General features: G+C 72.0%; 28 protein-coding genes. 13 read left to right on the top strand and 15 right to left on the bottom strand.

From position 1 onward, the window contains the following. Positions 1-2: 2 nt before the first annotated feature. The 9 genes from E1294_RS16690 to E1294_RS16650 form a co-directional block, all read right to left on the bottom strand. Positions 3-1,046: an ABC transporter ATP-binding protein gene (locus E1294_RS16690; RefSeq protein ID WP_132509438.1), complete on the bottom strand. Its 1,044-nt coding sequence runs from the start codon at positions 1,044-1,046 to the stop codon at positions 3-5. After that, the gene (locus E1294_RS16685) at positions 1,033-2,103 is read right to left on the bottom strand and encodes an ABC transporter ATP-binding protein (RefSeq protein WP_132509437.1); all 1,071 of its coding nucleotides are present in this window, start codon (positions 2,101-2,103) and stop codon (positions 1,033-1,035) included. The genes E1294_RS16690 and E1294_RS16685 overlap by 14 nt, the downstream gene beginning before the upstream one ends. A 2-nt stretch (positions 2,104-2,105) precedes the next feature. Next, a complete protein-coding gene (locus E1294_RS16680) occupies positions 2,106-2,975 on the bottom strand; it encodes an ABC transporter permease (RefSeq protein ID WP_132509436.1) in 870 nt (289 codons plus the stop codon). After that, complete coding sequence (locus E1294_RS16675; RefSeq protein WP_132509435.1) at positions 2,975-3,901, bottom strand: ABC transporter permease; 927 nt, start codon at positions 3,899-3,901, stop codon at positions 2,975-2,977. Before E1294_RS16675 ends, E1294_RS16680 begins: the two co-directional genes overlap by 1 nt. Next, a complete protein-coding gene (locus E1294_RS16670; protein WP_132509434.1) occupies positions 3,898-4,953 on the bottom strand; it encodes a LacI family DNA-binding transcriptional regulator in 1,056 nt (351 codons plus the stop codon). Before E1294_RS16670 ends, E1294_RS16675 begins: the two co-directional genes overlap by 4 nt. A gap of 33 nt (positions 4,954-4,986) precedes the next feature. Beyond that, positions 4,987-6,534 (bottom strand): ABC transporter substrate-binding protein, encoded by a 1,548-nt coding sequence (locus E1294_RS16665; protein ID WP_132509433.1) that lies wholly within the window; start codon positions 6,532-6,534, stop codon positions 4,987-4,989. Positions 6,535-6,546: 12 nt separating this feature from the next. Then, positions 6,547-6,828: a hypothetical protein gene (locus E1294_RS16660; RefSeq protein WP_220447780.1), complete on the bottom strand. Its 282-nt coding sequence runs from the start codon at positions 6,826-6,828 to the stop codon at positions 6,547-6,549. Positions 6,829-6,893: 65 nt separating this feature from the next. After that, positions 6,894-7,856 carry a DUF6772 family protein gene (locus E1294_RS16655; protein ID WP_342775055.1) on the bottom strand — a complete coding sequence of 321 codons (963 nt, stop codon included), beginning with the start codon at positions 7,854-7,856 and terminating at the stop codon, positions 6,894-6,896. A gap of 236 nt (positions 7,857-8,092) precedes the next feature. After that, a complete protein-coding gene (locus E1294_RS16650) occupies positions 8,093-8,563 on the bottom strand; it encodes a PPOX class F420-dependent oxidoreductase (protein ID WP_132509431.1) in 471 nt (156 codons plus the stop codon). Positions 8,564-8,677: 114 nt separating this feature from the next. Here E1294_RS16650 and E1294_RS16645 point away from each other — a divergent pair, with 114 nt between their 5' ends. Then, positions 8,678-9,385, top strand: coding sequence for a ThuA domain-containing protein (locus tag E1294_RS16645; protein ID WP_132509430.1), 708 nt, complete (start codon positions 8,678-8,680; stop codon positions 9,383-9,385). Then, positions 9,370-10,491, top strand: a complete 1,122-nt coding sequence (locus E1294_RS16640) for a Gfo/Idh/MocA family protein (protein ID WP_132509429.1) — start codon at positions 9,370-9,372, stop codon at positions 10,489-10,491. The genes E1294_RS16645 and E1294_RS16640 overlap by 16 nt, the downstream gene beginning before the upstream one ends. Positions 10,492-10,581: 90 nt before the next feature. Here E1294_RS16640 and E1294_RS16635 read toward each other — a convergent pair whose 3' ends face one another. Further along, positions 10,582-11,481, bottom strand: coding sequence for a class I SAM-dependent methyltransferase (locus tag E1294_RS16635; RefSeq protein ID WP_132509428.1), 900 nt, complete (start codon positions 11,479-11,481; stop codon positions 10,582-10,584). A gap of 461 nt (positions 11,482-11,942) precedes the next feature. Here E1294_RS16635 and E1294_RS16630 point away from each other — a divergent pair, with 461 nt between their 5' ends. Then, a complete protein-coding gene (locus tag E1294_RS16630; RefSeq protein ID WP_132509427.1) occupies positions 11,943-12,566 on the top strand; it encodes a methyltransferase domain-containing protein in 624 nt (207 codons plus the stop codon). 184 nt (positions 12,567-12,750) lie between these two features. Here E1294_RS16630 and E1294_RS16625 read toward each other — a convergent pair whose 3' ends face one another. From E1294_RS16625 to E1294_RS16610, 4 genes are all read right to left on the bottom strand, one after another. Further along, complete coding sequence (locus tag E1294_RS16625) at positions 12,751-13,755, bottom strand: NAD-dependent epimerase/dehydratase family protein (RefSeq protein WP_246083060.1); 1,005 nt, start codon at positions 13,753-13,755, stop codon at positions 12,751-12,753. Beyond that, positions 13,752-14,390 carry a TIGR04282 family arsenosugar biosynthesis glycosyltransferase gene (locus tag E1294_RS16620; protein WP_132509426.1) on the bottom strand — a complete coding sequence of 213 codons (639 nt, stop codon included), beginning with the start codon at positions 14,388-14,390 and terminating at the stop codon, positions 13,752-13,754. Before E1294_RS16620 ends, E1294_RS16625 begins: the two co-directional genes overlap by 4 nt. Then, complete coding sequence (locus tag E1294_RS16615; RefSeq protein ID WP_132509425.1) at positions 14,387-15,064, bottom strand: glycosyltransferase family 2 protein; 678 nt, start codon at positions 15,062-15,064, stop codon at positions 14,387-14,389. Before E1294_RS16615 ends, E1294_RS16620 begins: the two co-directional genes overlap by 4 nt. A gap of 141 nt (positions 15,065-15,205) precedes the next feature. Continuing rightward, positions 15,206-16,096 (bottom strand): sigma-70 family RNA polymerase sigma factor, encoded by an 891-nt coding sequence (locus E1294_RS16610; protein WP_132509424.1) that lies wholly within the window; start codon positions 16,094-16,096, stop codon positions 15,206-15,208. 126 nt (positions 16,097-16,222) lie between these two features. On the opposite strand from E1294_RS16610, the gene E1294_RS16605 reads away from it, so the two are divergent. Together E1294_RS16605 and E1294_RS52745 are read left to right on the top strand one after the other, a co-directional pair. Continuing rightward, positions 16,223-16,525: an antibiotic biosynthesis monooxygenase gene (locus E1294_RS16605; RefSeq protein ID WP_132509423.1), complete on the top strand. Its 303-nt coding sequence runs from the start codon at positions 16,223-16,225 to the stop codon at positions 16,523-16,525. Next, positions 16,522-16,674, top strand: coding sequence for a hypothetical protein (locus E1294_RS52745; RefSeq protein ID WP_165977322.1), 153 nt, complete (start codon positions 16,522-16,524; stop codon positions 16,672-16,674). The genes E1294_RS16605 and E1294_RS52745 overlap by 4 nt, the downstream gene beginning before the upstream one ends. A 35-nt stretch (positions 16,675-16,709) precedes the next feature. Here the strand turns inward: E1294_RS52745 and E1294_RS16600 are convergent, their stop codons facing one another. Then, on the bottom strand, positions 16,710-17,327 hold the full coding sequence (locus E1294_RS16600) for a TetR/AcrR family transcriptional regulator (RefSeq protein WP_132509422.1): 618 nt from the start codon (positions 17,325-17,327) through the stop codon (positions 16,710-16,712). A 90-nt stretch (positions 17,328-17,417) separates the two neighbouring features. Between E1294_RS16600 and E1294_RS16595 the strand changes: the two genes are divergently transcribed. From E1294_RS16595 to deoC, 8 genes are all read left to right on the top strand, one after another. Continuing rightward, positions 17,418-18,623: a cytochrome P450 family protein gene (locus E1294_RS16595; RefSeq protein ID WP_132509421.1), complete on the top strand. Its 1,206-nt coding sequence runs from the start codon at positions 17,418-17,420 to the stop codon at positions 18,621-18,623. Positions 18,624-18,821: 198 nt separating this feature from the next. Next, entirely contained in the window at positions 18,822-19,796 is a 975-nt protein-coding gene (locus E1294_RS16590; RefSeq protein WP_132509420.1) for a substrate-binding domain-containing protein, read from the top strand. A gap of 29 nt (positions 19,797-19,825) precedes the next feature. Further along, a complete protein-coding gene (locus E1294_RS16585; RefSeq protein WP_220447778.1) occupies positions 19,826-20,872 on the top strand; it encodes a galactitol-1-phosphate 5-dehydrogenase in 1,047 nt (348 codons plus the stop codon). 2 nt (positions 20,873-20,874) lie between these two features. Continuing rightward, a complete protein-coding gene (locus tag E1294_RS16580; protein WP_132509419.1) occupies positions 20,875-22,389 on the top strand; it encodes an FGGY-family carbohydrate kinase in 1,515 nt (504 codons plus the stop codon). Beyond that, complete coding sequence (locus tag E1294_RS16575; RefSeq protein ID WP_132509418.1) at positions 22,386-23,351, top strand: sugar-binding transcriptional regulator; 966 nt, start codon at positions 22,386-22,388, stop codon at positions 23,349-23,351. The genes E1294_RS16580 and E1294_RS16575 overlap by 4 nt, the downstream gene beginning before the upstream one ends. Continuing rightward, positions 23,348-24,838: a sugar ABC transporter ATP-binding protein gene (locus E1294_RS16570; RefSeq protein WP_132509417.1), complete on the top strand. Its 1,491-nt coding sequence runs from the start codon at positions 23,348-23,350 to the stop codon at positions 24,836-24,838. The genes E1294_RS16575 and E1294_RS16570 overlap by 4 nt, the downstream gene beginning before the upstream one ends. Further along, a complete protein-coding gene (locus E1294_RS16565) occupies positions 24,835-25,842 on the top strand; it encodes an ABC transporter permease (RefSeq protein WP_132509416.1) in 1,008 nt (335 codons plus the stop codon). The genes E1294_RS16570 and E1294_RS16565 overlap by 4 nt, the downstream gene beginning before the upstream one ends. Then, positions 25,835-26,758 (top strand): deoxyribose-phosphate aldolase, encoded by a 924-nt coding sequence (gene deoC / locus E1294_RS16560; protein ID WP_246083059.1) that lies wholly within the window; start codon positions 25,835-25,837, stop codon positions 26,756-26,758. The genes E1294_RS16565 and deoC overlap by 8 nt, the downstream gene beginning before the upstream one ends.

Below are 26,758 nucleotides of genomic sequence, written 5' to 3'. Positions count from 1 at the left end.
GATCACTCCTTCATGAGGCGGCCGCTGCCGGTCGCCGTCGTGGTGGGGGGTGGAAGTGCTCCGGGGAAGTGGCAGGCGACCGGGTGGCCCGTGTCCCGTTCGACCAGTGCCGGTTCCTCGTCGCGGCACAGATCCTGGGCCCGCCAGCAGCGTGTTCGGAAACGACAGCCTGTCGGCGGGTCCAACGGTGAGGGAACATCTCCGGTCAGGACGATCTCGTCACGCTCGCCGTGCTCGTCGGCCCGCCAGTCGTCCAGGCTGGGCGCCGCCGACAGCAGAGCCTGCGTGTACGGGTGGGCCGGGCTCCGGTAGATGTCCTCCTTGGAACCGGTTTCGACGATCTTGCCCAGGTACATCACCGCCACCCGGTCGCACAGGTGCCGGACGACGCCCAGGTCGTGCGAGATGAACAGGTACGACACGCCCAGGTCGCGCTGCAGCTCCTGCAGCAGGTTGAGGATCTGCGCCCGCACCGAGACGTCGAGCGCGGACACGGCCTCGTCGCAGACGATCAGCCGCGGCCGCACGGCCAGCGCCCTGGCGATGCTGATGCGCTGGCGCTGCCCGCCCGAGAACTGGTGGGGGTAGCGGCCGGCGTGCTCGGCACGCAGGCCGACGCGCTCCAGCAGGGCACGCACCTCGTCGTCCCACCGCTCGCGCGGCACCAGCCCGGGGTGGATGCGCCACGCCTCCTTGATCAGGGCGGCGACGGTCATGCGCGGGTTCAGCGAGGCGTACGGGTCCTGGAAGACGAGCTGGATGTCCCGGCGCAGCCTGCGCAACTCCTTGGCGGGCAGGGCGCCGAGGTCGCGGCCGTCGAACAGGACCCTGCCGCCGGACGGGCGCACCAGGCCGACGATGGTGCGCGCGATCGTGGACTTGCCGCACCCGGACTCGCCGACCAGCCCGACGGTCTCGCCCGCGCGGACGGTCAGGCTCACGCCGGCCACGGCCCGCACCACGCCACCGGGCCGGCCGATCCCCGGCCGCAGGCGATAGCTCGTCACCAGATCGGCCAGCTCCAGCAGGGGCTCAGCCTCGGCCATGCGCGATCACCTCCTCGGCGAAGTGGCAGGCACTGGCCCGGCGAGGCCCATGCGCCCCGAGCTCCCCGTGCTCCCCGTGCTCCCCGAGCTCGCGGAGCTCGCGCGACGCGGGGTCGTCCGTGCGGCAGACGTCCCTGGCGAACGGGCAGCGCGGGTGGAAGGCGCAACCGGCGGGCCGCGCGGCCAGGTCGGGCGGCCGGCCCTCGATCGCCTCCAGCGGGGCGCCGATGTCGCGGGGGTCCGGCACCGCCCGCATCAGGCCCAGCGTGTACGGGTGGGCGGGCCGCTCGTACACCTCGGCCACAGTGCCGGTCTCGACTATGCGGCCCGCGTACATGACGGCCACCCGGTCGGCCGCCCGCGCGACCACGCCGAGGTCGTGGCTGATGAGGATCATGCCGAGCCGCTCGGCCCGCTGCCGCTGCCGCAGCAGCCGCAGGATCTGCGCCTGGACGGTCACGTCCAGCGCGGTGGTGGGCTCGTCGGCGATGAGCAGCCGTGGGTCGAGCGCCAGCGCCATCGCGATCATCACCCGCTGCCGCATGCCGCCGGAGAAGCGGTGCGGATGGTCGTCCAGCCGCCGCTCGGCATCGGGGATGCCCACCAGCGCCATCAGCTCCGCCGCCCGGCGACGGGCCTCCGCCCGGCCGGTGCCGCGGTGCCTCCGGAACATCTCCGCGATCTGGTAGCCCACCGTCAGCGACGGGTTCAGCGCGCTCAGCGGATCCTGGAAGATCATGGAGATGCGCTCGCCCCGCAGGTCCCGCCACTCGCGGGCGGACAACCCGGCGACGTCGCGGCCCTCGATCGTGACGCGCCCTCCCGCGATCCGCGCCGCCTGCGGCACCAGCCCCATCAGCGCCTGCGCGGTCACGCTCTTGCCGCTGCCGGACTCGCCGACGATCGCGAGCGTCTCGCACTCGCCGACCTCGAAGGACACCCCGCGTACGGCCCGCAGCGGCCCCGCCGGCGTGTCGAACTCCACGGCCAGGTCCTCGACCTCCAGCAGCGGGGTCGCGGATCCGTTCACCCTTTCGCCGGCCCTTTCGTTGGACATCGTCACAGCTCCGTCATCGGGTCGGAGGCGTCGCGCAGCAGGTCGCCGAGGACGCCGATGCTGACCACGACGAGGGCCAGGGCGGCGCCGGGCACCGCGGCGATCCACCAGGCCGACGCGAGGTAATCGCGGCCTTCTGCGATCGTCGAGCCCCAGGACGCCTGGGAGGCGGGCACGCCGAGGCCGAGGAAGCTCAGCGACGCCTCGGCGACCATGGTCAGGCCGACCTGCACGGTGGCCGCGACCATCAGCGGCGGCAGGCACGACGGCAGGATGTAGCCGGCGAGGATGCGCGCATGGGAGGCGCCCATCACCCGCGCCGAGTCCACGAACTCCCGGTCGCGCACGGCGAGCGCCGAGCCGCGGACCACCCTGGCGAAGATCACCCATCTGGTGACCGCCAGCGCGATGATCACGTTCACCATGCTCGGGCCCAGGACGCCGGCCAGCAGGATGGCCAGCAGCAGGCTGGGGAAGGCGAGCTGGATGTCGCCGACCCTGGAGATGATGCCGTCGGCCCAGCCGCCGAAGTAGCCCGCGAGCAGCCCGAGCAGCAGCCCGACCGAGCCGCCGACGGCCACGGTCACCAGCGCCACCGTCAGCGACGTGCGCATCCCGGCCAGCACCTCGGCCAGGATGTCCTGCCCGACCTGGTCGGTGCCGAGCCACGCCATCGCGCCGTCGGACAGCCGGGTGCCCGGCGGCAGCAGCCGGTCGACCGGGCTGGTGCGCGCCGCGTCGTACGGCGCCAGCAGCGGCCCGAGCAGGCCGGCCAGCACGAACAGCAGCACGGTCCCGAGCGCCAGGTGCGCGCGCAGGGGCAACCCGGCCAGCCGGCCGGCGAGCGTCGCGCCTCGCACGTTAACGGTCATCAGGCGTTCTCCAACTGGATCCTGGGGTCGAGGTACACGTAGAGCACGTCGACCAGCAGGTTGAGCAGGATGTAGCAGACCGTGATCACGGTCAGGACGGCCTCGACCACGGCGTAGTCGCGGAACGTGATCGAGTCGATGAGCAGCGACCCGATCCCGGGCCAGGCGAAGATCACCTCGACGATGACGCCGTTCGCGATGAAGTAGCCCATGAGCAGGCCCAGCATGGTCACGACCGGGACCAGGGTGTTGCGCAGCACGTGGACGGAGAAGACGACCCGGTGGCTCATGCCCTTGGCGTGGGCCGTGCGGACGTAGTCCTGGTTCATCTCCTCGAGGATCCCGGTGCGGACGAGCCGGGCCAGCCAGCCCACGAACGGCAGCGCCAGCGTGAACGCGGGCAACAGCAGGCTGACCATGGTGCCGTCGGCCGTGCTGGGCAGGATCTGCAGCCAGCGCGCGAAGATGAGCGAGAGCATGATGCCGATCCAGAACGGCGGCAGCGCCTGGCCGACCAGCGAGGACACCGAGACCAGGTGGTCGGCCCAGGTGTTCGCGCGGCGGGCGGCGAACGAACCGGCCGCGAAGCCCAGCACGATCGTGATCACCATCGCCCATGCCGACAGGGACAGGGTCGAGCCGAGCCGCTCCAGGCAGGCGTCCAGGGCGCTGACGCTCTGCCGCCAGGAGTGGCCGAAGTCGAGGGCGACGACGTCCCGCATGTGGGTGGCGTACTGGACGAGCAGGGGCTCGTCGAGCCCGAGGCTGCCGCGCAGCTCCTCCAGCGCCTCGGGCGTGGCCTGGCTGCCGAGGATCAGCTCGGCCGGATCGCCGGGCAGCACGCGCAGGGCGATGAAGACGATCGTGATCGCGCCCCAGATCTGGAGCAGCGCCTGGGCGAGCCGCCGGCCGAGGTAGGCGGTCATGTGCCGCCCCCGCCGCTCGACGCCCGCACGACCAGCCGGGGCGGGAAGAGGATCTGCTCCGGCGTCCCCGCGGCCTCCCGCCTGTCGAGCCGCATGAGCATGTGGTCGACGGCGGACACGGCGATGTCCGCGGCGGGCAGCTCCACGGTGGTGAGCGAGGGGATCACGTAGGGGGCGAACGGGTGACCGCCGTAGCCGACGACCAGGATGTCGTCGGGGATCCGCAGCCCCGCCTCGTCGGCGACCCGGTAGACGCCGAGCGCGAAATAGTCGTTGCCGGCCACGAACGCCATCGGCCGCTGCGCGGACCGCACGACCTCCCTGGCCAGCCGGTACGCCTCGCTCGGGTCCCACGGCATCGCGCTCTGCTCCAGCCGCCGGGTCGGCACCTTGATCATGGTGTCGGGTTCGACGGGCAGGCCGCTGTCGGCCATGGCCCGCCGGTAGCCCTCGACGCGGTCGGCGACCGCCGAGACGCCCAGGTCCTCCTCCAGGAAGTAGATCTTCCTGGCGCCCTGGGCGACGGCGTGCCTGGCGGCCTCGTAGCCGCCCTTGACGTGGTCGACGCCCACCAGGTCGGCGTTCAGCTCGGGCACGTCACGGTTGATCAGGACCAGCGGGACGCCGGCCGCACGGAACCGCCGCCAGTGCTCGGCCCCCTCCTGCACCGTCACCACGAGCACCCCGTCCACGCCGCGCCGCAGCAGTTCCTCGGCCGCGCGCCGCTCGTTGGCCAGGCTCTCCTCCGTCGCCATCAGCAGTAAGGAGTAGCCGTGCCGCCGGCAGTGCTGCTCCATCCCGCTGATGAGCTGGGCGTAGAACGGGTTGGACGGGTTGGTGATCACCATGCCGAGCGTGCTCGCGGAGCCGAGGACCAGCGACCTGGCCGTGGAGTTGGGCACGTAGCCCAGCCGCTCGGCCTCGGCCTTCACCCGCTTGCGCGTCTCCAGGCCGACGCTGTCCTTGTCGGAGAGGGCTCTGGAGACGGTGTTCACGGAGACGCCGAGGCTCTCGGCGATGTCCTTCAATGTCGTACGGCGTGCCTCACGCATGACGCTCCCGGGCTGGGTCTGGTCTCGCACGGATCACCCGGTGGTCGACACCGTGCGGAACACGGGCTGGCTGTTGGCCGCGGGGACGAAGCCCGCGACGGAGGAGCGCAGCCCGTACGTGGCGGCCAGCGCCGCGGGGAAGACGCCGACCGCGTCACGCCAGATGATCTCGCATGCCCGGCCGTACAGCGACTTGCGCTCGTCCTGGTCGGAGGTGGCCTTGGCCTTGGCGAGGATGCCGTCGAGCTCCTTGTCGGCGTAGCCCATGCGGTTGGCCTCGCTGGTGTAGAGCCGGCCGAGCGTGTAGTCGGCGTCGCCGGTGGTCACGGTGTTGACCTGGAGCTCGATGTCCCAGTCGAGCGCCGTGAGCCGCTTGAGCCAGGCCGCCTTCTCGATCTGCTGCGGCTCGACGACCACGCCGACCTTGGCCCAGGCCGAGATGATCGACTGGGCCAGCTCGGTGGCGAGGGGCCCGGTGTCCTTGAACCACATCATCGAGGTCCGGATCCCCGAGCCGTGACCGGCCTCGGCCAGCTCGCGCCTGGCCAGGTCGGGGTCGTACGCGTAGGGCTTCTGGGGGGCGTGACCGAAGACGGCGGACGGGATCGGGGCGTCCATGACGGCGGCGGCGTCGCCGTACAGGCTGGAGACGATGGTCTTGACGTCGAGCGCGTGGAGCAGCGCGCGGCGCACGCGCGGGTCGGAGAAGGGTTTCCTGCCGCAGTTGAACCAGGTGAGGAAGTAGTTGACGCCCGGCTTGCTCTCGATCTTCACGCCGTCGACGCCGCGCAGCCGTTCGAGCTCGTCGGGCGGGATGATCCAGGTGACGTCCACCTCGCCGTTCTGCAGCGACGTCATGCGCGTGGAGGACTCGGGGATGTACGGCAGGCGCAGGCCGGCCAGTTTGGACGCGCCGCCCCAGTAGCCGGGCGCGGGCTTGAGCAGCAGTTGTGACGAGGGTGTGAACGACTCGACGGAGAAGGGGCCGCTGCCGATGGCCTTGCGTGACAGGTCGCCCTTGCCGATCTGGGCGGCGGGCAGGATGAAGGCGAGGGTCAGGTTCACCAGCAGGGTGCCGACGGGCTCCTTCGTGGTGATCGTGATGGTGCGCGGGTCGGGGGCCTTGATCGTGTCCACTGTGGACCACAGCGGCTTCTGCGGGCCGTCGGAAGCGGCCAGCCGCTCCAGCGACGCCTTGACGTCGGCCGAGGTCAGCTTGCCGCCGTCGTGGAAGACGACGCCGTCGCGGAGGGTGAACTCCCACGTCGTCTCGTCGGGCTGGCGCCACGACGTGGCCAGGCTCGGCGCAGCCTTCTCGCCGTCCCAGGCGACGAGCGTGTCGTAGATCTGCCGGTTGGCGAGCAGCGACGCTTCGTCCACGGCGCTCGCGCCGTGCGGGTCCAGGTCGTTGATCGCCTGGTAGAAGGCGGCGCTGAGCGGCCGGTTCCCTCCTGCGGCCGGTCCCGTCCCCTTGCCGCCGGGGGCACACCCGGTGACGAGGCCGGGAAGGGAGGCGCCGGCGGCCCCGGCTCCCAGGAGGGTCAGGAACCGCCGCCTGCCCACCCCCTCCGTTGCCGTCATGTCGAGCTCCTCTCAGCTCTTCAGGGCCAGGTAGATCAGTACTTTGGCCTTCGGGTCGCCGCCGGTCAGCGTGGCCCGCAGGCGCAACCAGTGGCCGAACTCGCGCACCCGCATGGACAGCAGCCCGGGCTCCGTGGCGACCTGCTCGGCGCTCTCGTCGTCGTCGCACCAGTGCAGCCCGTCGGGGGAGACCTGGGTGGTCAGCCGCAGGGCGGGCGTGTCGCCCTCCAGGGCCAGGGTCCGCACGAACCAGCGCGCCTCCGCGGCCCACCCGGCCTCGTACGGCTCGGTCATGAAATCTGCGGTGAAAGTGCTGTTGCGCTCAAGAACGGCGGTCAGAGCGTGCCTCATGCCGGTGTTCACCAATCCACGGAAATCAGTGCGGAATCGAGAAAAAGGAAGTTGCGTACCGGAGAATGGGTGCGCACGCTCACATAGAAATTGAGCAGGTTCTCCAGGCTGTCGTACTTGTCGGGATAGGCCGGCACCGGGACCTGGCGCATGTCCATGATCCGGTCATTGACCTGCAACTCGATGTTCGTCCGGGTCCTGGTGTCGAACTGCCAGCGCAGATAGTGCCAGTTGACCTTGGTCGGCACCTCGTTGTAGCAGAGGAACTGCGGCTCCTCGTCGAGCGGGCGCCAGTCCTCGGGATCGGGCGCGGTGAAGTCCTCGGTGGGCGACAGGTTCTCCTGGTTGTGCAGGTTCTCCCTGGGCGTCGGCTCGGGCACCACGGGGTACATCCAGCGCCTGGTGAAATTGTTGTCCAGGTCGGTGTTCTGGTAGCGGGCGACGCAGTGATAGCGCACGCCCTCGCCGTCGCACAGGTCCGTGGCCACGGTGAACGCCCCGAACTGGGCCTCGGACGGGTGCAGGTTGCCGTCCCACTCGATGTCGCCGAAGCTGTTGCCGAGCGAGGACTCGGCGGTGGCCGCCTCGCTCTTGTAGGTGAAGTACGTCTCGAACTGCACCACCCCGCGCCTGGCCATGGTCAGCCGCCGGATCGCCACCGCGGTGTGGCCGGTCACCGGCCGGGTGGCGACCTTGAGCGCGTAATTACCGCTCATCGCGGCGTGCGTGCCGATGTCGAAGAAATCGCACGAGCTGAGCTGCGGCGGGCGGAAGTCGCGCATGTGCACGTCGACCGTGTCGAGATTCCCGTGGCCGTCGTGGTTTCCGATGAGTTCGCACCAGCCGTGCGTTCCTGTAGCGAACTCATCGAAGGCGAGTATGCGGGGGAGGGGGTTGAACTTGGAGAGTTTGGGGTCCGCTGCGATCAGCGCGCGCCGGAGGTCATCGGCCGGACCATGGGTGGTGTCCACGCTCAAGGGGGCGTCCTTCTCGTCGACAATCGCCTGGGGAGGATGAACGTTCACGTGAACGTTAATTCCAGGTTTCGAGGACGCTAACTTGCAAGATTGCGGATGTCAAGGGACCTACGCGGACATACCCGACGAGAAGCCCGTGGCTTCGCACGTCGTGGTCAGCGTCGTGTTCATGGGGGGCCGGGCGGCGACGCCCGGTGGCGCCGCCGCCCGATCGCGAGGACGTCCGGGGCTCAGTCTCCGGACACCAGGCGCGCGGGGAACCCACCGGTCGCGATGGGCCCCCACCGCTCGATGTGCAGGCGGATCAGCGACTTGTCCTGGCGCCGCATGGCCGCTCTGTACTCGTCCCAGTCGGGATGCTCGCCGGCGATGCACCGGTAGTACTCGACCAGCGCCTCCAGGGCCTCGGGCATGTCGAGCACCTCGGCGCGGCCGTCCACCTGGACGTACGGGCCGTTCCAGTCGTCGGACAGCACGCAGATCGACGCCCGCTCGTCACGGCGGGCGTTGCGCGCCTTGGCGCGGTCGGGATAGGTGGCGACCACGATCCCGCCGCCCTCGTCGACGCCGCAGGAGACCGGCGAGAGCTGCGGCCGCCCGTCGGCCCGGGTGGTGGACAGCAGGCCGTGATGCCGGGGACGGAGGAAATCGAGCAGCTCGGGGAGCTCGACGCGGCGTGCGGTGGCGATGTTCGGAGCCATCTCATGTGCCTTTCACTCAGCTGAGGTCACGATCCTTTCACCGGCCCGGCCTCCTGGAACGCGGGGCGGGATGCGACCATCGGAGTCGTTGACCATAGAGCGACGGGTGATGGCATGACAGGTGAGAACGGCAGGAAAGCCCTTGTGGTGCGGGGAGGCTGGGAGGGGCACGCCCCCGTCGAGGCCACGGAACTCTTCGTGCCCTTCCTGGAGAAGCAGGGGTTCGAGGTGGTCAGGGCGGACTCTCCCGCACCGTACGCGGACCCCGCGTTCATGTCCGGCGTCGACCTCATCGTGCAGTGCTACACCATGGGCACGATCGAGCGGGCCGAGCTGCAAGGGCTGGAGGCCGCCATCCGCGCGGGCACCGGGATGGCGGGCTGGCACGGCGGCATCGCCGACTCCTTCCGCAACTCCTCCGACTACCTGCACCTCATCGGCGGGCAGTTCGCCTGCCACCCGGGCAAGGAGCCGACCGCTGAGGACGTGGGCACGCAGGAGCACTACTTCGTCCCGTACACCGTGAACATGTCGCCCGAGGCGGCCGGCCACCCCATCACCGAGGGCATCGCCGACTTCGACCTCGTCACCGAGCAGTACTGGGTGCTGACGGACGACTACATCGACGTGCTGGCCACGACCACGCAGCGGGTGCGCCCGTGGGACCCGTGGCATCGCGAGGTGACCTCGCCCGCCATCTGGACCCGAAAGTGGGGGAAGGGGCGGATCTTCGTCGCGACCCCGGGGCACGGTGTCGACGTGCTCCAGCACGACAGCGTGCGCACCGTCATCGAAAGGGGCATGGTGTGGGCGAGCCGGTGAACGTGGGCGTCGTCGGCTGCGGCGCGATCTCCGCCCAGTATTTCCGCACCATCGAACGGCTGCCGCAGGTGCGGCTGGTCGCGGTGGCCGACCTCGACCTCGACAGGGCGCGGGAGGCGGTGCGGCCCTACCCCGGCACCGACGTGCTGAGCGTGGCCGAGCTGATGGCCGACCCGCGCGTCGACGTCGTGCTCAACCTGACCGTCCCGGCCGCCCACGCCGAGATCGCGTTGCGGGCCATCGCCGCCGGCAAGGACGTCTACTGCGAGAAGCCTCTGGCCGCGAACGTGGCCGACGCCGCGCGGGTGCTGCGGGCGGCCGCCGAGGCCGGGGTGCGCGTCGGTTGCGCGCCCGACACGGTGTTAGGGACGGGCACGCAGACCGCGCGCAAGGCGATCGACGACGGCCTGATCGGGCGGCCGGTCGCGGCCACCGCGACGATGATGACGCCGGGTCACGAGCGCTGGCACCCCAACCCCGACTTCTACTACGCCCCCGGCGGCGGCCCGCTGCTCGACATGGGCCCCTACTACATCACCTGCCTGGTGACGCTGCTCGGGCCGGTGGCGACCGTCGTCGGCGCCGCCGGGCGAACACGGGCCAAGCGCACGATCGGCTCGGGCCCCCGCCAGGGTGAGGAGATCCCGGTCAACGTCGACACCCACGTCACCGGGGTGCTGGTGCACGCGTCAGGGGCGCTGTCCACGCTCGTGATGAGCTTCGACGGGGTGGCGACCAGGTCGCCCAACATCGAGGTGCACGGGGAGAAGGGCTCGCTCGTCGTGCCCGACCCGAACCACTTCGACGGCGCCGTCCTGGCTTCGCTGCTGGGGGAGGAGGGCTGGCGGGAACTGCCTGCGGCGGCCGGCTACGTCGAGGCCGGACGCGGCGTGGGCCTGGCGGACCTCGCGTCGGCCGGCCTCGACGTAGCCGGCGGCGCGGAGCCGCGCGCGGGCGGCTCGCTGGCCTTCCACGTGCTCGACGTCATGGAGTCGCTGCTGAACGCGGCGCGCTCCGGCGCGGCGGTGACCATCGCGAGCACCTGCGAACGCCCCCCACCCGTGGGCCTGCGTTCCCTCGGCGAAGGGCCGGACGGCATGCCCTAGGCGTGCGACGCCCGGCTGTTTCCCCGCGCTCGCCCCCGTCAGGCGAGGGGGCCGAGCGGCGAGGACAGGTCTTCCGCGACCTGTCCACGATCAGGCAGCCGCCCGCTGGAGGTGCCACACCACGATGGCGGGTGCGCCGTCGGCGGCCGCCCGCGCCGCCTCGGGCGCGAGGTCGACCAGGACCCACGGCCACAGGTCCCAGGGCCCGGGAGACCCGGGCTCGCGCGGCGGGTCCTTCGGCTCGGGGACCTCGGCGCCGGGCTCCCGAGGCTCCTCGCACCGGCGCACCTCGAGGCCCGCCCGCAGGGCGGCACGCACGTAGTCGCCGATCCGGTGGTGGTAGGTGGCCACGCGGGCGGGCCGGTCGTCCGGCAGCCGCAACGACGGGATGATGCCGCGGGCCACGCCCTCGGGGTGGATGTCGGAGATCACCACGTGCCCGCCCGGGCGCAGCACCCTGGCGAACTCGGCCAGCACCGGATCCAGCGAGGGGACATGGGTGAGCGCCAGGGAGCAGACGATCAGGTCGATGGCGGCGTCCTCGACCGGCAACCGGTCGAGCGGGCCGAGACGGAAGTCGCCCTCCGGGACCCGCTCGCGAGCGCGGGCGAGCATGTCGGGGGAGCTGTCGACGCCGATGATCCGGTGGCCGCGACCGGCCAGGGTCGCGGCGAACCGGCCCGTGCCGCACGCGGCGTCGAGGGCGACGCCCACCGGCAGCTCGCCGACGATCTCCTCGACGATCGGCTCGTCGTAGGAGAACGTCGAGTTGGGGCCGTCGTACGTCTGCGACCAGATCCGATAACCCTCGACCGTGTCGACGCGGACGACGTCGACGGCGGCATCGGCCAGTGCCGGATCGTCCAGCAGGCGCCGGATCTCGGCGATGCGCGCCTCGACGAACGCGCGGTCGTGCTCCCCGGTGAAGGAGCGCATCAAAGCCATGCCTTCCAGGCCGAGCACGTAGGCCAGGGGGTTCTCGTAGGTCACCGGCGACACGCTAGCGACACGGCGCACGCGCGTGCCAACGCTTTTCCTCCTGAACGAATGCGCAGAGTGACGAGGAATAACAGGCCGTATATCCGGTAAGGACACCAGCATCCGACATCGGCTTCGGGGGGATGAGTGCCGGACGAGCCGCCCGGACGCGCGTGTGGCGTGTCCACGGCAGTAAGCGACGGGGCCGCGCGGTCGTGGGCGCGCACCGGCCCACCCGACCCGCGTCCGGCTTCACTCGGGTCGCGTCCGGCTTCGCTGGAGCCGCGTCGGTCTTCACCCGGCCCGCGTCGGGCTTCGCTGGAGCCGCGCCGGTTTCCATTCGAGCCGCGTCCTGATCCATCGGGCCTGTGTCCGGGTCCGTCAGGCCCGTCCGGCCGGGGCGTCACTGCGTGCGGCATCGTGCCGGACGCCCGGGGGACGCGCGCTCGGTTCCCCCTGGGAGCCGGGGCTCCATGATCGGCGCGTTCTACGAGCACAACCTGCGAGGACGGTACGTCGAGGTCGAGTACGCCGACGGCCGCGTCCGCCCGCTCGCCGCCGAACGCTGGCTGCGGCCCATCGACGGCGACGAGGACGTGCTGGACCGGTGCGGCGGCCCCACCCTGGACGTCGGTTCGGGAGCCGGCAGGCTGACTGCGGCGCTCGCCCGCAGGCGCATCTTCGCCCTGGGCATCGACATCACCCCCCTGGCGGTCGAGCTGACCCGGCGCGCGGGCGGCCTGGCTCTGCTCCGGTGCGTCTTCGAACCCGTTCCCGGCGCCGGACTGTGGGCCGAGGCCCTGCTGACCGACGGCAACATCGGGATCGGCGGCGACCCCGTGGCGCTGCTGCGGCGCCTGCGGCAGCTGGTCAGGCCGGGCGGATCCGTGCTCGCCGAGGTGCGCCCGCCGGGCTCGGGGAGCACGGTGGACCGCGTACGGCTGCGCCACGGTGGCCGCACCGGCGACTGGTTCCGGTGGGCGACCGTCTGCGCCGACGACATCGGCCCGCTCGCCGGAGGCTGCGGCTTCCCTGCCGTCGACCTGTGGACCGCTGCCGGCCGTTGGTTCGCCACCTGCACCGGCCCGACACCGTAGCCGGAGGCCTGGCTGAGACCGGCCGTGTGGTGACGCAGGTGGCCAGGGTGGGACGAGGTGGTGGTGTCGGTGGCCTGGCTGGGACGGGCCGGGTGGTGACGCCGGTGGCCCGGGCGTGATGGGCCGCGGGGCCATGCCGGTGGCCCGGATCCGGTGAGTGGTGTGGTGGCGGTGGTGGTCCGGCTCAGGCGAGTGGCGCGGTGGCGAACTCCTTCATGCCCTCCGCGAACCGGATCCGCGCCCGGAAGCCGAGGTCCGCGGCGGCCCGGTGCGGCGCGGCCACGATGTGGCGCACGTCGCCCAGCCGGTACTCTCCGGTGGTGACCGGCTCGGGGCCGCCGCGCTGCGCCGCCAGTTCCCTGGCCAGCTCGCCGACAGTGTGCGGCTCCCCGCTCGCGATGTTGTACGCGGCCAGGCGCCCCGGCCGGCCGCCGGTGAGTGCGGCGACGTTCGCGCCGGCGACGTCGCGGACGTGTACGAAGTCGCGCGTCTGCCCGCCGTCCTCGAACACCCGGGGCGCACGACCGGCTTCCAGCGCGGACCGGAAGATCGCCGCGACCCCCGAGTAGGGGGTGTCCCTCGGCATCCTGGGGCCGTACACGTTGTGGTAGCGGAGGGCGACCGCGGTGCCGCCGGTCTCGCGCGCCCAGTTGGCGGCGAGGTGTTCCTGCGCGAGTTTCGTGGTGGCGTAGGCGTTGCGCGGATCCACCGGCGCGTCCTCGTCGATGGGGGAGTAGCGCACGTGGTCGCCGCAGCGGGGACAACACGGCTCGAACGACCCCCGCGCCATGTCCTCGGCGCAGCGCGGGCCGGGCCGCACCCGGCCGTGCCGCGCGCAGTCGTAGGCGCCCTCCCCGTAGACCACCATGGAGGAGGCCAGCACCAGCCGCCTGACGTCGCGGGCGGCCATCGCGGCCAGCAGCACCGCCGTGCCGTACACGTTGGCCGAGGCATAGCCGGGCAGGTCGGCCACGTCCACGCCGAGACCGACCTTGGCCGCCTGGTGCACGACCGCGCCGGCGCCCGCCAGCAGCCGGTCGAGCAGGACGGGGTCGCGTACGTCCCCGCCGGAGCGCAGGTCGAGCGGCACGACCTCGTGACCGGCCGCCTCCAGCGCCTCCACCACGTGACTGCCGATGAACCCGGCGGCACCCGTCACCACCACCGTACGGCCGCGCGCGCCGGTCACAGACGCGTCCCGATCCCGGCGAGCGCGGCGGCGTAGCGGGAGCGCGGGGCCAGCGCCGCCACCTCGATCGCGTCCGCCATGGTGTCCACGTCGGTCAGGCACGGCAGCGACGCGACGCTCATCCCCGCCGCCTCCATCCGCCGCAGCTGGATCTCTCCGGTGTCCGGCTCCGACATCGGCACGCCGAGCAGCAGCGCGGGGTCGGGGTCGCGCAGCCCGAGCAGCCAGAAGCCGCCGTCGTTCGCGGGGCCGAACACCGCGTCGCGGCCGTCGAGCAGCGCCACGGCGTCGGCCAGCAGGTCCGGCGTGACCTGCGGGGTGTCCATGCCGATCAGCACGACGGGGACGGGCAGCAGCCGGTACGCGTCCTCGAAGGCCGCCGCCAGCCGCTCGTCCAGGCCGCCGCCGCGTTGCGGGAGCACGGTGAAGCCGGCGGGCAGCCACGCTCCGGGGGCGCCGTCGAGGACCAGCACCCGGCGGACGGCCGGCGCCAGGGCGACCGTGCGCAGCGTGTCCTCCAGCGCGGCCCCGGCCACGGCGGCCGCCTCCTCGGGGGTGAGTGGCGGGACGAGCCGGGTCTTGACCTTCCCCGGCACGGGCTCCTTGGCGATCACGACGATCTGCGTCTGGTTCATGTGCTTCCGTCCTGGCGGCCGGGCGGAAGAGCCAGGGCTCGCCGCATGTCGTCGATGGCCCGCAGGGTGCCGCGTACCGTGCCGGTCACCTTCGACCGGCCGTTGCGGGGCAGGTAGTCGACATCGACCTCGACGATGCGCCAGCGCGCCGCTCCCGCGCGCAGGACCATCTCCAGCGGGTAGCCGAAGCGCCGGTCGACGAGCCCCAGCCGGAGCAGCGCGACGCGCCGGCAGGCGCGCATCGGCCCCAGATCGTGCAGCCGGGCACCGGTACGGCGGCGCAACCTCCTGGCCAGCACGGCGTTGGCGAGCCTGGCGTGCGCCGGCCACGACGCGCCGGGCCGGCGGACCCGGCGGCCCAGGACGAGGTCGGCATCGCCGGCCATGACGGGCCCGCTCACCCGGGGCAGTTGCTCGGGATCCAGCGACGCGTCGGCGTCCATGAAGCACACGATGTCCGAGGTGGCGGCGGTGAGCCCGGCGTGGCAGGCGGCGCCGAACCCGGTCCGCGGCTCGCTCACCACCGTCGCGCCGAGCTCGGCGGCGATCTTCGCGGACCCGTCGGCCGAGCCGTTGTCGACCACGATCGGGTGGAAGCCGTGCGGCATCCGCCCGAGCACCCACGGGAGGGCCGCCGCCTCGTTGAGGCAGGGCAGCACCACGTCGATCTTCATGGCTCCGACGCTACTGCGATGCCCCGGTTCGCACCCTTGCGCCGGGTGCCGTCTTTCCGAGAAATGACCAGCTCAGAGCCATCAGGAGAACCGGCCACGGTGGCCGGGGGCCGCCGCGCCGGCCCCGGCCACCTCCACCCGTCAGTCCAGCGGCAGGGCCAGGTCGAGGCGCGCGACACGTTCGGGGTCGGAGAGGATGTCGATCGCGGCGATCCTGCCGTCGGCGATGGTGAAGCCGAGGACCGATCGCGGCCGGCCGTCCTCGCTGCTGATCAGCCCGGCCGCCCCGTTCACCAGCACGGGCTGCACGGTGCGGGTGGTCGTGAACCGCTGGAAGTTCGGGGCGTGCCCGACCACCGCGTCGGCACCGCTGATCGTCCACGAACCGCCCTCGGCGAAGGCGCCCGCGTCGACGCGCAGGACCACGTCGGGATCGAGGACGGCGAGCAGCGCGGCGAAGTCACCGTCGCGAGCGGCCGACAGGAAGGCGTCGACGACCCGGCGCTGGCGGACGGGGTCGCGGTCGGGCGACGGCATCGTCCCCCGTACGCGCTGCCTGGCCCGGCTGGCCAGCTTCTTGGCCGCGTCGGGGGAGCGGTCCACGATCGTGGCGATCTGATCGAACGGCACCGCGAACATGTCGTGCAGCACGAAGGCCAGCCGTTCCGCCGGGCGCAGCGAATCCAGCACCACCTGCAGCGCCAGGCCGATGGCGTCGGCGATCAGCGCCTCCTGCTCGGGGTCTCCTCCGTCCTCGGGACTGACGACCGGATCGGGCAGCCGCTGCTCCATGGGGGTTTCGCGGCGCGTGGCGCGTGCGCGCAGCATGTCCATGCAGACCCGGCCGACCACCGTGGTGAGCCAGCCGCCCAGGTTGTCGATCGCGCCGGAGTCCGTACGGCTGAGCCGCAGCCACGCCTCCTGCACCGCGTCGTCGGCCTCGGTGAGAGAGCCGAGCATCCGGTACGCCACCGCCTTCAGGTGGGTACGGTGTTCTGCGAAACTTTCGGCCAGGAACTCGTCAGCGTCCACGGTCACATCATCCTTCGATCAGGGGCGTTCCCCTTCTTGACGGAACGGACGCGGCGAAGGTGACGGATACGGCGAACTCTAGTCTGTACCCGTACGGCAGGAACGCGTGAGCGGGAAGGGAAGCCCATGATCGCCCGTATCTGGCACGGCGCCACCCCGGCCGAGAAGTCCGGCGACTACCTGACGCTGATGCGGGAGGTCGCACTCCCCGACTACCGGTCGACCCCCGGCAACCGGGGCGCCTACGTGCTGCATCGCCTGGACGGCGCGGTCGCCCACTTCCAGATGCTGACGTTCTGGGACTCGGAGGAGGCGATCAAGGCATTCGCCGGCGATGACGTCACCGTCGCGAAATACTACGACTTCGACGATGCCTTCCTGCTGGAGAAGGAGCTCCGGGCCGTCCACCACCACGTGTACGACACGTGACCCGCGGCACCGGACCCGGCCAAGGCCGCAGCGCTCCGCGAGTACGTCGCCGCCTGGGCGCGCGACAGCGGCTCGGCGCCGGCACGGGCGCCGGCGAGATCCGGGCCGAACTGCTGCGGGCCCTCGGCGTGACAGGGGAGCACATGTGAGACGGCACGTGCGCTCTTGAGAGACGCGCCCGGCGTCAATCCTGCGGGCCGGATGGTTCCGGCCTGACCAGCAGGGGCATGACGGCCTGGTCGATGTACTCGTCGATCTGCTCGTCGTCGGGTGCCGTGCCGTGGTGCATGAAGTGCTGCAGCAGCAGGCCGCTCCCCACCAGCACCGGGATGGCGGAGGCCGACCCGGCGGTGATCTCCCCCCGGGCGGCGGCCTGGCGCAGCAGCTCCAGCATGGCCTGCTGGCGGGGGCGGATGAGCCTTTCCATGACGGCCTCGGCGACCGCGGGGTGCCGCCGCCGCTCCGCGACCAGGGTCATCAGGACGTTGCCGGCCTGCTCGGCGAGGGAGCGGGCCATCATGCGGGCCGCGGCACGGAAGTCGTCGCGGATCCTGCCGGCGCTCTCATGGCCCTCCGGCGAGGGCAGGACATGCTCGAGCGCGTCGATGATGAGGTCTTCCTTGGTGGGCCAGTAGCGGTAGACCGAGGTCTTGGCCGCGCCGGCCCTCAGGGCCACCCCTTCGATGGAGACGTCGCCGTAGCCGTGCTCCACTAGCTCGTCGAGCATCGCCTGCCGGATGGCCTGGCGCATGGTCTCGCGGCCGCGACGCTTGGCGCGGGGCGGGCTCTTCTGGTCGGTCACCTTTCCCAGTATAGCGACGCTTGCGTATCTTTCTGCCGCGTCGTAGCGTCTGATAGATACGACATCGTTTCTATAAATGAGGAGGGCGACATGGACGATGCGCGTTCCGGCCACGCGGCGCTTCGCGAGGCGGGCCCCGTGCACCGTGTCACCACGCCGCTGGGCGGCGAGGCGTACGTGATCACCCGGTACGAGGAGGCCCGCGCGGTGCTTCAGGACCAGCGGCTGTCCAAGCACCCCAAGAACGCCCCTGGCTTCCTGCGCGACTCGGGGCTCGTCACCGAGGCGGCGGGGCCCGTCGGCGTCAACATGCTCTCCAGCGACCCGCCCGACCACACCCGCCTGCGCCGGGTCGTCGGCAAGGCGTTCACGCCGAGACGCGTGCAGGCGCTGCGCCCGCGCGTCCAGCAGATCACCGACGACCTGCTCGACGCGCTGCCCACGGGGAAGGAGATCGACCTCATCGACCGGTTCGCCTTCCAGCTCCCGATCACCGTGATCTGCGAGATGCTCGGCGTCCCCGTCGAGGACCGCGACAGGTTCCGCGCCTGGACCCGCGCCATGACGCTCGTCGTCTCGACGCCTGACGAGAGGCGGCGGCGCGAGGAAGGCATGGCGGCGCTGCAGGCTTACCTGTCCGACCTGATCGAGCGGCGCAGAGGCGGCGTCGACCGCGAGGTGCCGCACGAGGACCAGCCGGACCTGCTCAGCGCTCTGATCGTGGCCGCGGACGAACGGGGCGAGCTCGACGAGGACGAACTGCTCGGCACGCTCATGCTCCTGCTCATCGCCGGGCACGAGACCACGGTCAACCTCATCGGCAACGGCACGCTCGCCCTGCTCCGCAACCGGGACCAGCTCGACGCGCTCATCGCCGACCCCGGGCTGCTGCCCTCGGCCGTGGAGGAGTTGCTGCGCTACGACGGTCCGGTCGAGAACGCCACGTTCCGCTTCACCGTCGAGGACGTCGAGATCGGCGGCGTCACCATCCCCGGGGGAAACCTGGTGCTGGTCTCCCTGGCCGGGGCCGACCACGATCCCCTGCGCTTCGACCACCCGGGCGAGCTCGACCTGGCCAGGCGGGACAATCCGCACCTGGCGTTCGGGCACGGCATGCACTTCTGTCTCGGCGCGCCGCTGGCCAGGCTGGAAGGCGTGGTGGCCTTCGCGTCCCTGCTCGGGCGTTTCCCCGGGATCCGGCTGGCGTGCCCGGAAGAGCAGCTCCGGTTGCGTTACCAAAGTCCGCTGGTGATCATCCGTGGGCTGGAGGCGCTGCCCGTGGTGCTCGGACGCTGACGGGCTCACCGCCCCTCCTCCGAGGGGCGGTGAGTGGCTTCAGGGGCCCCTGTGCAGGCAGTTTGTCCTGTGGCGGGCATCGCGTGCTCATATGAGCAACTTTCGGCTCATGTGTTGCCGCCAGGTTAACGGGCGGCTTACCGTGCGTTACCTACGTCACATACGGAGGTCCCTATGCGTGGATTCCGGCTGTTCAAAATGCCTGTCCTCCTTCTTTTCCTCGCCGCTCTGGCCGCCTGCTCGGTGTCGACCACCCCCGGCGGGTCCACCGCCGGCGCGAGCCAGGAGGCCGGCGACGGCCCGCTCGTCGTCGGCTTCAGCCAGGCGACCCAGCAGTCCCCGTTCTACGTGCAACTGCGCGAAGGAGCCGAGGCCGCCGCCAAGAAGGCCGGCGCCACGCTCTACTTCGCCGACGCGGGCGGCGACGTCACCAAGCAGAACAACGACGTCCAGGACCTCATCACCCGGCAGATCGACGTCCTGCTCATCAACCCGGTCGACCCCCAGGGCGTGCAGCCCGGCCTCGCCGCCGCCAAGGCGGCCGGAGTGTCGGTGGTGACCGTGGACCGGCCGGTCGCCGAGGGCGCGGTCGCCCACGTCGGGCGCGACAACAAGGCGATGGGCGAGCTCGTCGGCAAGCGGCTCAGCGAGGAGCTCGGCGCCAAGGGCGGCACCGTCATCGAGATCAAGGGAGACGCGGGCGGCGCCGTGGCACGCGACCGCAGCGCCGGATTCCACGAGGCCGTCAAGGCCAACCCGAAGATCAAGATCGTGGAGGGGCCGTACGCGGACTACGTCCGGGCCAAGGCCGTCACGGCGATGCAGGACCTGCTCCAGGTCAACCCCGGCGTGGCCGCCGTCTACGCGCACAACGACGACATGGCGCTCGGCGCGCTGAAGGTGCTCAACGAGAGCGGCAAGAGCAAGGTCCTCGTCGCCGGCGTGGACGGGCTCATGGAGGCGGTCAAGGAGATCTCCGGCGGCGGCCAGTACGTCGCCACGGCGCTCAACGACCCCATCTCGCTCGGCTCGAAGGCCGTGGAGACCGTGCTCAAGGTCGGCAAGGGCGAGAAGGTCGAGCCCTCCATCGACGCGGGCACCGAGCTGATCGACCGGGACAACGCGGCCCCGTACACCGGGTCCGGCGAGTTCGCCCAGGCGCGCGAGCAGTGACCACCGGCGCATACCAGGAAGGCGGAGATATGACCATGCAGGCCGCAGTGCTCCACGCGCCCGGGGACATCCGGGTGGAGCAGGTGCCCGTGCCCGAGCCCGGCCCCGGCGAGGCGCTCGTCCGCGTCGCGGCCTGCGGGGTGTGCGGATCGGACATCCCTCGCATGTTGTCCGCGGGGGCGTACCACTTCCCGATCATCTGCGGCCACGAGTTCTCGGGGCACGTGGTGCGGATGGGCGAGCGCCTGGCCGCCACGGGGCGCGTGCGCGAGGGCGACCTGGTCACCGTGCCCCCGCTCATCCCGTGCCACGCCTGCGCGCCGTGCAGCCAGGGGCACTTCAGCCTGTGCCAGGACTACGGCTACTTCGGCAGCCGCAGGGACGGCGCGTACGCCCAGTACGTCACCGTCCCCGACGAGAACCTGATGGTGTTGCCCGCCGACCTCGACCCGAGGGCGGCGGCCATGCTGGACCCGGCGGCGATCGCCCTGCACGCCCTGTGGCGGACGAAGATGCGCGGCGGCCACCGGGTCGCGGTCGTCGGCGCCGGCCCCATCGGGCTGTTCGCCGTGCAGTGGGCGCGCATCGCCGGCGCCGCCGAGGTGCTCGCGATCGAGGTGAACGAGCAGAAGGCCGCCATGGCGACGGAGGCGGGCGCCACGCACACCGCCACCAGCTCCGAGGCCGCCGCCGACCTGGTCGGCGAGGGGTACGACGTGGTCGTCGAGTCCGCGGGCGTGCCCGCCACCATCGACCAGGCGGTGGCGCTGACGGCCCGGCGCGGCGAGGCGGTGTTCATCGGCATCCCGCACGAGCCCGTGGTGCTGCCCAAGGCCACGTTCGGCTCCTTCCTGCGCCGCGAGGTCACGCTGCACGGCGCGTGGAACTCCTTCTCGGCGCCGTTCCCCGGCGAGGAGTGGCGGGAGGCGGCCAGGTTGCTCGCCTCCGGCGAGCTGGCCTGGAAGTTCATGATCACGCACGAGCTGGGGCTGGACGCGCTGCCCGAGACCATGGCCGGGCTCGGCGAACGATCCATCTTCAGCTCCAAGGTGCTCTTCCTGCCGAACGAGGAGTGACGATGACCGCTTTCCTCGCCCTCGACCTGGGCACAGAGGGCGCTCGCGCGGCGGTCTACACCGTGGACGGCACGCCGGCCGGGACGGGCGACGACGCCTACCCGACCAGCTTCCCGCGGCCCGGCTGGGCCGAGCAGGACCCGGAGCACTGGTGGCGGGCGAGCGTCCACGCCGCCCGCCAGGCGCTCGCCGAGGCGGGGAACCCGGAGATCGCCGGGGTCGCGGTGGCCACCACGGCCTCGACGGTGGCCGTCCTCGACCGGAACGGGCGCTCCCTGCGGCCCGCCCTGCTCTGGATGGACGGCCGGGCCGGCGAGGAGTCGGCGCTGACCGCGCGGAGCGGCCACCCCGTGCTCCGCTACTCGGGCGGCTCGGACGCGGTGGAGTGGCTGGTGCCCAAGGCCATGTGGCTGGCCCGCCACGAGCCCGGGACCTACCGCGAGGCCGCGCGCATCGCCGAGGCGGTGGACTACATGGTGTGGCGGCTCACCGGGCGGTGGGCGGGATCGCGGATGAACGCGGTCTGCAAGAGCAACTACGACCCGCGCGGCGCCGGGTTCCCGCACGACCTGTACGGGCAGCTCGGCGTCGGCGACCTGGCCGGCAAGCTGCCGGACGAGATCGTCCCCGTCGGCGACCCGATCGGCCCCGTCAGCGCCGCCGCCCGCGAGGAGCTGGGGATCACCGGCCCGGCCGTCGTCGCGTCCGGCGGGATCGACGCGCACCTGTCGCTGCTGGCCATCGGCGGCGCACCCGAGGGCCGGGTGTCGATCGTGTGCGGCACGTCCAACGCGTTCGTCACGGAGATCGCCGAGCCGGTCTTCCCGCCCACTGTGTGGGGGCCGTACCCGGACGCGCTGCGCACCGGGCGCTGGCTCGTCGAGGGCGGCCAGGTGAGCGCGGGCTCGGTGCTGGCCTGGGCGGGGGAGCGGCTCATGGGACGGCCGCGAGCCGAGATCGGCGGGCTCATCGAGGTCGCGTCGGCGCTGCCGCCGGTCGATCACGGCCTGATCGTCCTCGACTATTTCATGGGCAACCGCACGCCCCTGCGCGATCCGCTGCTGCGCGGAGCGGTGCTCGGGCTGACCCTGGCCAGCTCGCCCGAGCAGGTCTACCGGGCCGCCGTGGAGGGCGTCGCGTACGGCACCAGGCAGGTCATCGACTCGTTCACCGAGGGCGGGATCGGCGTGGAGGAGATCTACCTGTCCGGCGGCATCCGGCACAACGAGCTGTGGCTCCAGACGACCGCCGACGTGCTCGGCCGGCCGGTCAGCCTCGTCGCGGGCGACAACCTCACGCTGCGCGCCTGCTCGGTGATCGCCTCGGTCGGCGCGGGGCGGCACACCTCGCTCGCCGAGGCGGCGGCGGAGTACGCGCCGCGCACCCGCACCATCGAGCCGATCCCCGAGCACCGGGACGCCTACCGGCGGGGCTACGCCGACTACCGGGCGGCCACCGAGGCCACCACGCCGCTCGCGCACCGCCTGAACGCGCCGGAACGGAGGCAGGACCCATGACCGTCCCTGCCGACTACGACGATCAACTCTACGAGGTCGCCATCCGCTACTACGAAGGCGGGGAGACCCAGGAACAGATCGCCCACGCCCTGCACCTCACCCGCTGGAAGGTGGGCAGGATGCTGGCCGAGGCGCGCCAGGCCGGGATCGTCCGGATCGAGGTGCTGCACCCGAGGTCCCGGGTGCGCACCCTGGAACAGTCGCTCAAGGAACGCTGCGGGTTGCGCGACGCGGTCGTCGTGGCCGCCTCCGGCCATGACGGCGCTGAGCACCTGCGCGACCGGGTCGCCGCGGCCGGTGCCGACCACCTGATGGCGATGCGGCCCGTGCCCCGGTTGATCGGCGTCTCGTGGGGACGCACGCTCGACCGGCTGGCCGGCGGGCTCAAGCCCGGGTGGGCCACCGGCGTCAACGTGGTGCAGATCAACGGCGCGCTCAGCCGGTCGCGGCAGCCGACCAGCGCGCACAGCATGGCGAGCCTGATCGCCCACCACGGCGGCGGCACCGCCACGCTGCTGCCCGCCCCGGCGATCCTGGAGCAGCAGAGCACCAGGGCCGTGCTGGAGAGCGACCGGGCCGTCTCCGACGTGCTCGCCCTCGCCACCCGGGCCGACCTGTTCCTGTTCAGCCCCGGCGGCATGGGCAGCGACTCGGTGCTGGTCGACTCCGGCCAGATCGACGCCGGCCACCTGTCCAGGCTCGCGGAGGCCGGCGCGGTGGGCGACGTGCTGGGCCGCTTCATCGACCGCGACGGCCGCATCGTGGACCCCGCCCTGGACGGGCGCACCCTCGGCCTGTCACTGGACGTCCTGCGCTCGGCCACCACCTCGGTTGCGCTGGTCAGCGGCGAGGCCAAGCACGCGGTGTGCAGGGCCGTCGTGGCGAGTCGCCTCTGCGACGTGCTGATCACCGACGACCAGAGCGCGACGTACCTGCTGGACACGTGGAAGGAGGGGGCATGACGGACGAGCGGCTGCGGATGTCGGGAATCGTCAAACGGTTCCCCGGCACGGTCGCCCTGGACGGCGTGGAGCTGAGCGTGCGGGCCGGCGAGGTGCACTGCCTGCTGGGCGAGAACGGCGCGGGCAAGAGCACGCTGATGAAGATCCTGGCCGGCTCCTACCGGCCGGACGAGGGGACGATCCTGCTGGACGGCGAGCCGTTCAGCCCTTCGACCCCGCACGCCGGGCTGGCCGCCGGCGTCGCCGTCATCTACCAGGAGCTCGACCTGCTGCCCGACCTCACCGTGGCGCAGAACCTGCTGCTGGGCCGCTCGCCCCGGCTCGGCCCGTTCGTCCGCAGGGCGCAGCGGGCGAGGCTGGCCCGCCAGGCGCTCGAGCGGGTCGGCGCACGCTTCCCTGTGACCACCCGCGTCAGGGACCTGCCCATCGCGGCCCAGCAGCTCACCGCCATCGCCAAGGCGCTCACCGCCGACGCGCGGGTGATCGTCATGGACGAGCCGTCCGCCACGCTCGGCAAGAGCGAGCTGGAAGCGGTGTTCGGCGTCATCCGGTCGCTCACGGAGGAAGGGCGCTCGGTCATCTTCATCTCGCACCGGCTCGACGAGGTGAAGGAGATCGGCGACCGCGCCACCGTGCTGCGCGACGGCCGGACGGCCGGGGTCTACGATCTGGCCTCGACCACGCCCGGCGAGATCGTGGCCGCGATGATCGGCGAGGCCAAGGAGCTCGTGCGCCCGACCGATCACCCCGCGCCCGAGGGGGAGCCGCTGCTGGTCGTCGACCGGGTCCACGTGCCGGGGCTGATCGACGTGCGCGACATCGAGGTGCGTCCTGGCGAGGTCGTGGGGCTGGCCGGGCTGGGCGGCGCGGGGCGTACCACGCTGCTGCGGGCACTCTTCGGCGACCTGAAGGCGCACGTCACCGCCCGGCTGGACGGCCGCCCGCTCAAAGCGGGCAACCCGGCCGCCGCGGTGCGCGCCGGACTGGCGCTGGTGCCGGAGAGCCGCAAGGAACAGGGCCTGATGCTCGGCCTCTCGGTGGGCCGCAACGCGGCGATCGCGGCACTCGACCGGCCACCGTGGTTGCTGCCCGGGCGGCTCGGACGGCGCCTGGCCGCGCCCGCCCTGGCCGGGCTCGGCGTCAAAACCGCCGGGCAGGGTCAGCTCGTCGGCCAGCTGTCCGGCGGCAACCAGCAGAAGGTCGTGCTGGCCAAGTGGATCACCAGGGGCGGGATCAGGGTCCTGCTGCTGGACGAGCCCACCCGCGGGCTCGACGTCGGCGCCAAGGCCGACCTCTACCGCCAGGTACGCGACCTCGCCGGCCAGGGCGTGGCGGTCCTGCTCGCCAGCAGCGAGCTCAACGAGCTGACTGCCAACGCCGACCGCATCCAGGTCCTGTACGAGGGCCGCAACATCGCCCGTTTCGACCCGAGGGTCAGCCCGGAGAGCGCCATAGCGCACGCCGTCATCACAGGAGCGACACCATGACCACCTCGATCGGATCCTCGGTGGCCGCGTCCGCCGAGCAGGCCGGCGGCGCCCGGCCGCGGCGCGGCGCCGACCTGATCGTCAAGTCCAACCTGCTGCTGGTCTTCCTCGCGTTGTGCGTCGTCGCGACGCTGCTGGCCCCGCAGTTCCTCACCGGCCGCAACATCGCCAACCTGCTGCAGCAGTCGTCGCTCACCGGGATCGTCGCCATCGGCATGACCATGGTGGTGCTGACCGCGGGCATCGACCTGTCGGTCGGCAGCGTGGCCGCCTTCGGCGGGATGACGGTCGCCATCCTCATGACCTCGGGCGTGCCCGTGCTGCCGGCGATCCTGCTCAGCGTCCTGGCCGGCGCCGTGTTCGGCGCGATCATGGGCGGGCTGTCGGCGTACCTGGCGTTGCCGGCCTTCATGACCACGCTGGCCGGGCTCACCGCGATCCGCGGGCTCACGTACCTGCTGACCGACGGCAAGCCTGCGGAGGCGGCGGGGTCGGACGCGTTCCAGCTGCTCGGCGGCGGGTTCATCGGCTATGTCCCGATCGTCGGGATCATTTTCGTGATGATCACGATCCTCGCCGCCGTGGTGCTGCGCGGCACCACCTTCGGCGAGTACGTCTACGCCGTCGGCAGCAACAAGGAGGCCGCGCGGCTGTCAGGACTGCCGGTGCGCGGCGTGATCACCACCGTGTTCGCGGTGTCCGGCGCGCTGGCGGCGCTCGCGGGCGTGCTGCTCACCTCGCGGCTGACCGTGGGACAGCCCACCGCGTTCAACGGGCTGGAGCTGGACGCCATCGCGGCCGTGGTGCTCGGCGGCACCAACCTGTTCGGCGGCAGGGGCGGGGTGTTCGGCACCTTCGTGGCGGTGCTGCTGTTGTCGGTGCTGCGCAACCTGTGCAACCTGCTCGGCCTGAACTCCTTCTTCCAGATGGTGGTGACCGGGCTGATCCTGCTGGTCGCCCTCGTCCTCAACATGCTGATCGAAAGGCGTGGCGCCCGTGCCTGACACCCTTCCATCCGGCTCGTTGCGGGCCTGCCTGCACGGGCTCCCCGGCGTCGACGAGGTGGGCGTGCGCCGCCGCGCCGCCGACCTGGCCACCCGGTCGATCAAGACCACGGCCAAGCGCCAGGCGATCGACCTGGCCATCCGCATGGTCGACCTGACCACGCTCGAAGGGGCGGACACCCCGGGCAAGGTGCGTGCCCTGGCGGCCAAGGCCATGCGGCCCGACCCGGCCGACCCCACCGCGCCCCCGGTCGCCGCGGTCTGCGTCTACCCCGACATGATCCCGGTGGCCGCACCGGTCCTCGCGGGCAGCGGGGTGGGGCTCGCCTCGGTCGCCACCGGCTTCCCCGCCGGGCGCACGTCGCTGGAGGTCAAGCTGGCCGACACGCGTACTGCGGTCGCCGCCGGAGCCACCGAGATCGACATGGTCATCGACAGGGGCGCGTTCCTCGCCGGCGACTACCGCAAGGTCTTCGACGAGATCGTGGCGGTCAAGGAGTGTTGCGGCCCCGCGCACCTGAAGGTCATCCTCGAGACCGGCGAGCTCGTCACCTACGACAACGTACGGCGGGCGTCCTGGCTCGCGCTGCACGCCGGGGCCGACTTCATCAAGACCTCCACCGGGAAGGTCGCGCCCGCCGCCACCCTGCCGGTCACCCTGATCATGCTGGAGGCGGTCAGGGACTACCGGGCCGCCGGGGGACGGCAGGCCGGGGTGAAACCGGCCGGCGGCATCCGCACCACCAAGGACGCGATCCGCTACCTGGTGCTGGTCAAGGAGGTGGCCGGAGAGAGCTGGCTGGACCCGGCGCGGTTCCGGCTCGGCGCCTCGACGCTGCTGAACGACCTGCTCATGCAGCGCACCAAGCTCGACACCGGGCACTACGCAGGGCCCGACTACTACACGATCGACTGA

Source organism: Nonomuraea diastatica, assembly GCF_004349015.1.
GTDB lineage: Bacteria > Actinomycetota > Actinomycetes > Streptosporangiales > Streptosporangiaceae > Nonomuraea > Nonomuraea diastatica.
This window is presented reverse-complemented; position numbering and strand designations above follow the sequence as displayed.

What these genes read in the sequence shown, in the direction of transcription:
- E1294_RS16615 (WP_132509425.1), bottom strand. Translation starts at nt 15,064, where the DNA reads ATGAAGATCGACGTGGTGCTGCCCTGCCTCAACGAGGCGGCGGCCCTC.
- E1294_RS16570 (WP_132509417.1), top strand. Translation starts at nt 23,348, where the DNA reads ATGACGGACGAGCGGCTGCGGATGTCGGGAATCGTCAAACGGTTCCCC.
- E1294_RS16590 (WP_132509420.1), top strand. Translation starts at nt 18,822, where the DNA reads ATGCCTGTCCTCCTTCTTTTCCTCGCCGCTCTGGCCGCCTGCTCGGTG.
- E1294_RS16650 (WP_132509431.1), bottom strand. Translation starts at nt 8,563, where the DNA reads ATGGCTCCGAACATCGCCACCGCACGCCGCGTCGAGCTCCCCGAGCTG.
- E1294_RS16605 (WP_132509423.1), top strand. Translation starts at nt 16,223, where the DNA reads ATGATCGCCCGTATCTGGCACGGCGCCACCCCGGCCGAGAAGTCCGGC.
- E1294_RS16675 (WP_132509435.1), bottom strand. Translation starts at nt 3,901, where the DNA reads ATGACCGCCTACCTCGGCCGGCGGCTCGCCCAGGCGCTGCTCCAGATC.
- E1294_RS16645 (WP_132509430.1), top strand. Translation starts at nt 8,678, where the DNA reads ATGACAGGTGAGAACGGCAGGAAAGCCCTTGTGGTGCGGGGAGGCTGG.
- E1294_RS16685 (WP_132509437.1), bottom strand. Translation starts at nt 2,103, where the DNA reads ATGTCCAACGAAAGGGCCGGCGAAAGGGTGAACGGATCCGCGACCCCG.
- E1294_RS16630 (WP_132509427.1), top strand. Translation starts at nt 11,943, where the DNA reads ATGATCGGCGCGTTCTACGAGCACAACCTGCGAGGACGGTACGTCGAG.
- E1294_RS16690 (WP_132509438.1), bottom strand. Translation starts at nt 1,046, where the DNA reads ATGGCCGAGGCTGAGCCCCTGCTGGAGCTGGCCGATCTGGTGACGAGC.
- E1294_RS16565 (WP_132509416.1), top strand. Translation starts at nt 24,835, where the DNA reads ATGACCACCTCGATCGGATCCTCGGTGGCCGCGTCCGCCGAGCAGGCC.
- E1294_RS16670 (WP_132509434.1), bottom strand. Translation starts at nt 4,953, where the DNA reads ATGCGTGAGGCACGCCGTACGACATTGAAGGACATCGCCGAGAGCCTC.
- E1294_RS16580 (WP_132509419.1), top strand. Translation starts at nt 20,875, where the DNA reads ATGACCGCTTTCCTCGCCCTCGACCTGGGCACAGAGGGCGCTCGCGCG.
- E1294_RS16660 (WP_220447780.1), bottom strand. Translation starts at nt 6,828, where the DNA reads ATGACCGAGCCGTACGAGGCCGGGTGGGCCGCGGAGGCGCGCTGGTTC.
- E1294_RS16680 (WP_132509436.1), bottom strand. Translation starts at nt 2,975, where the DNA reads ATGACCGTTAACGTGCGAGGCGCGACGCTCGCCGGCCGGCTGGCCGGG.
- E1294_RS16585 (WP_220447778.1), top strand. Translation starts at nt 19,826, where the DNA reads ATGACCATGCAGGCCGCAGTGCTCCACGCGCCCGGGGACATCCGGGTG.
- E1294_RS16575 (WP_132509418.1), top strand. Translation starts at nt 22,386, where the DNA reads ATGACCGTCCCTGCCGACTACGACGATCAACTCTACGAGGTCGCCATC.
- E1294_RS16595 (WP_132509421.1), top strand. Translation starts at nt 17,418, where the DNA reads ATGGACGATGCGCGTTCCGGCCACGCGGCGCTTCGCGAGGCGGGCCCC.
- E1294_RS16620 (WP_132509426.1), bottom strand. Translation starts at nt 14,390, where the DNA reads ATGAACCAGACGCAGATCGTCGTGATCGCCAAGGAGCCCGTGCCGGGG.
- E1294_RS16665 (WP_132509433.1), bottom strand. Translation starts at nt 6,534, where the DNA reads ATGACGGCAACGGAGGGGGTGGGCAGGCGGCGGTTCCTGACCCTCCTG.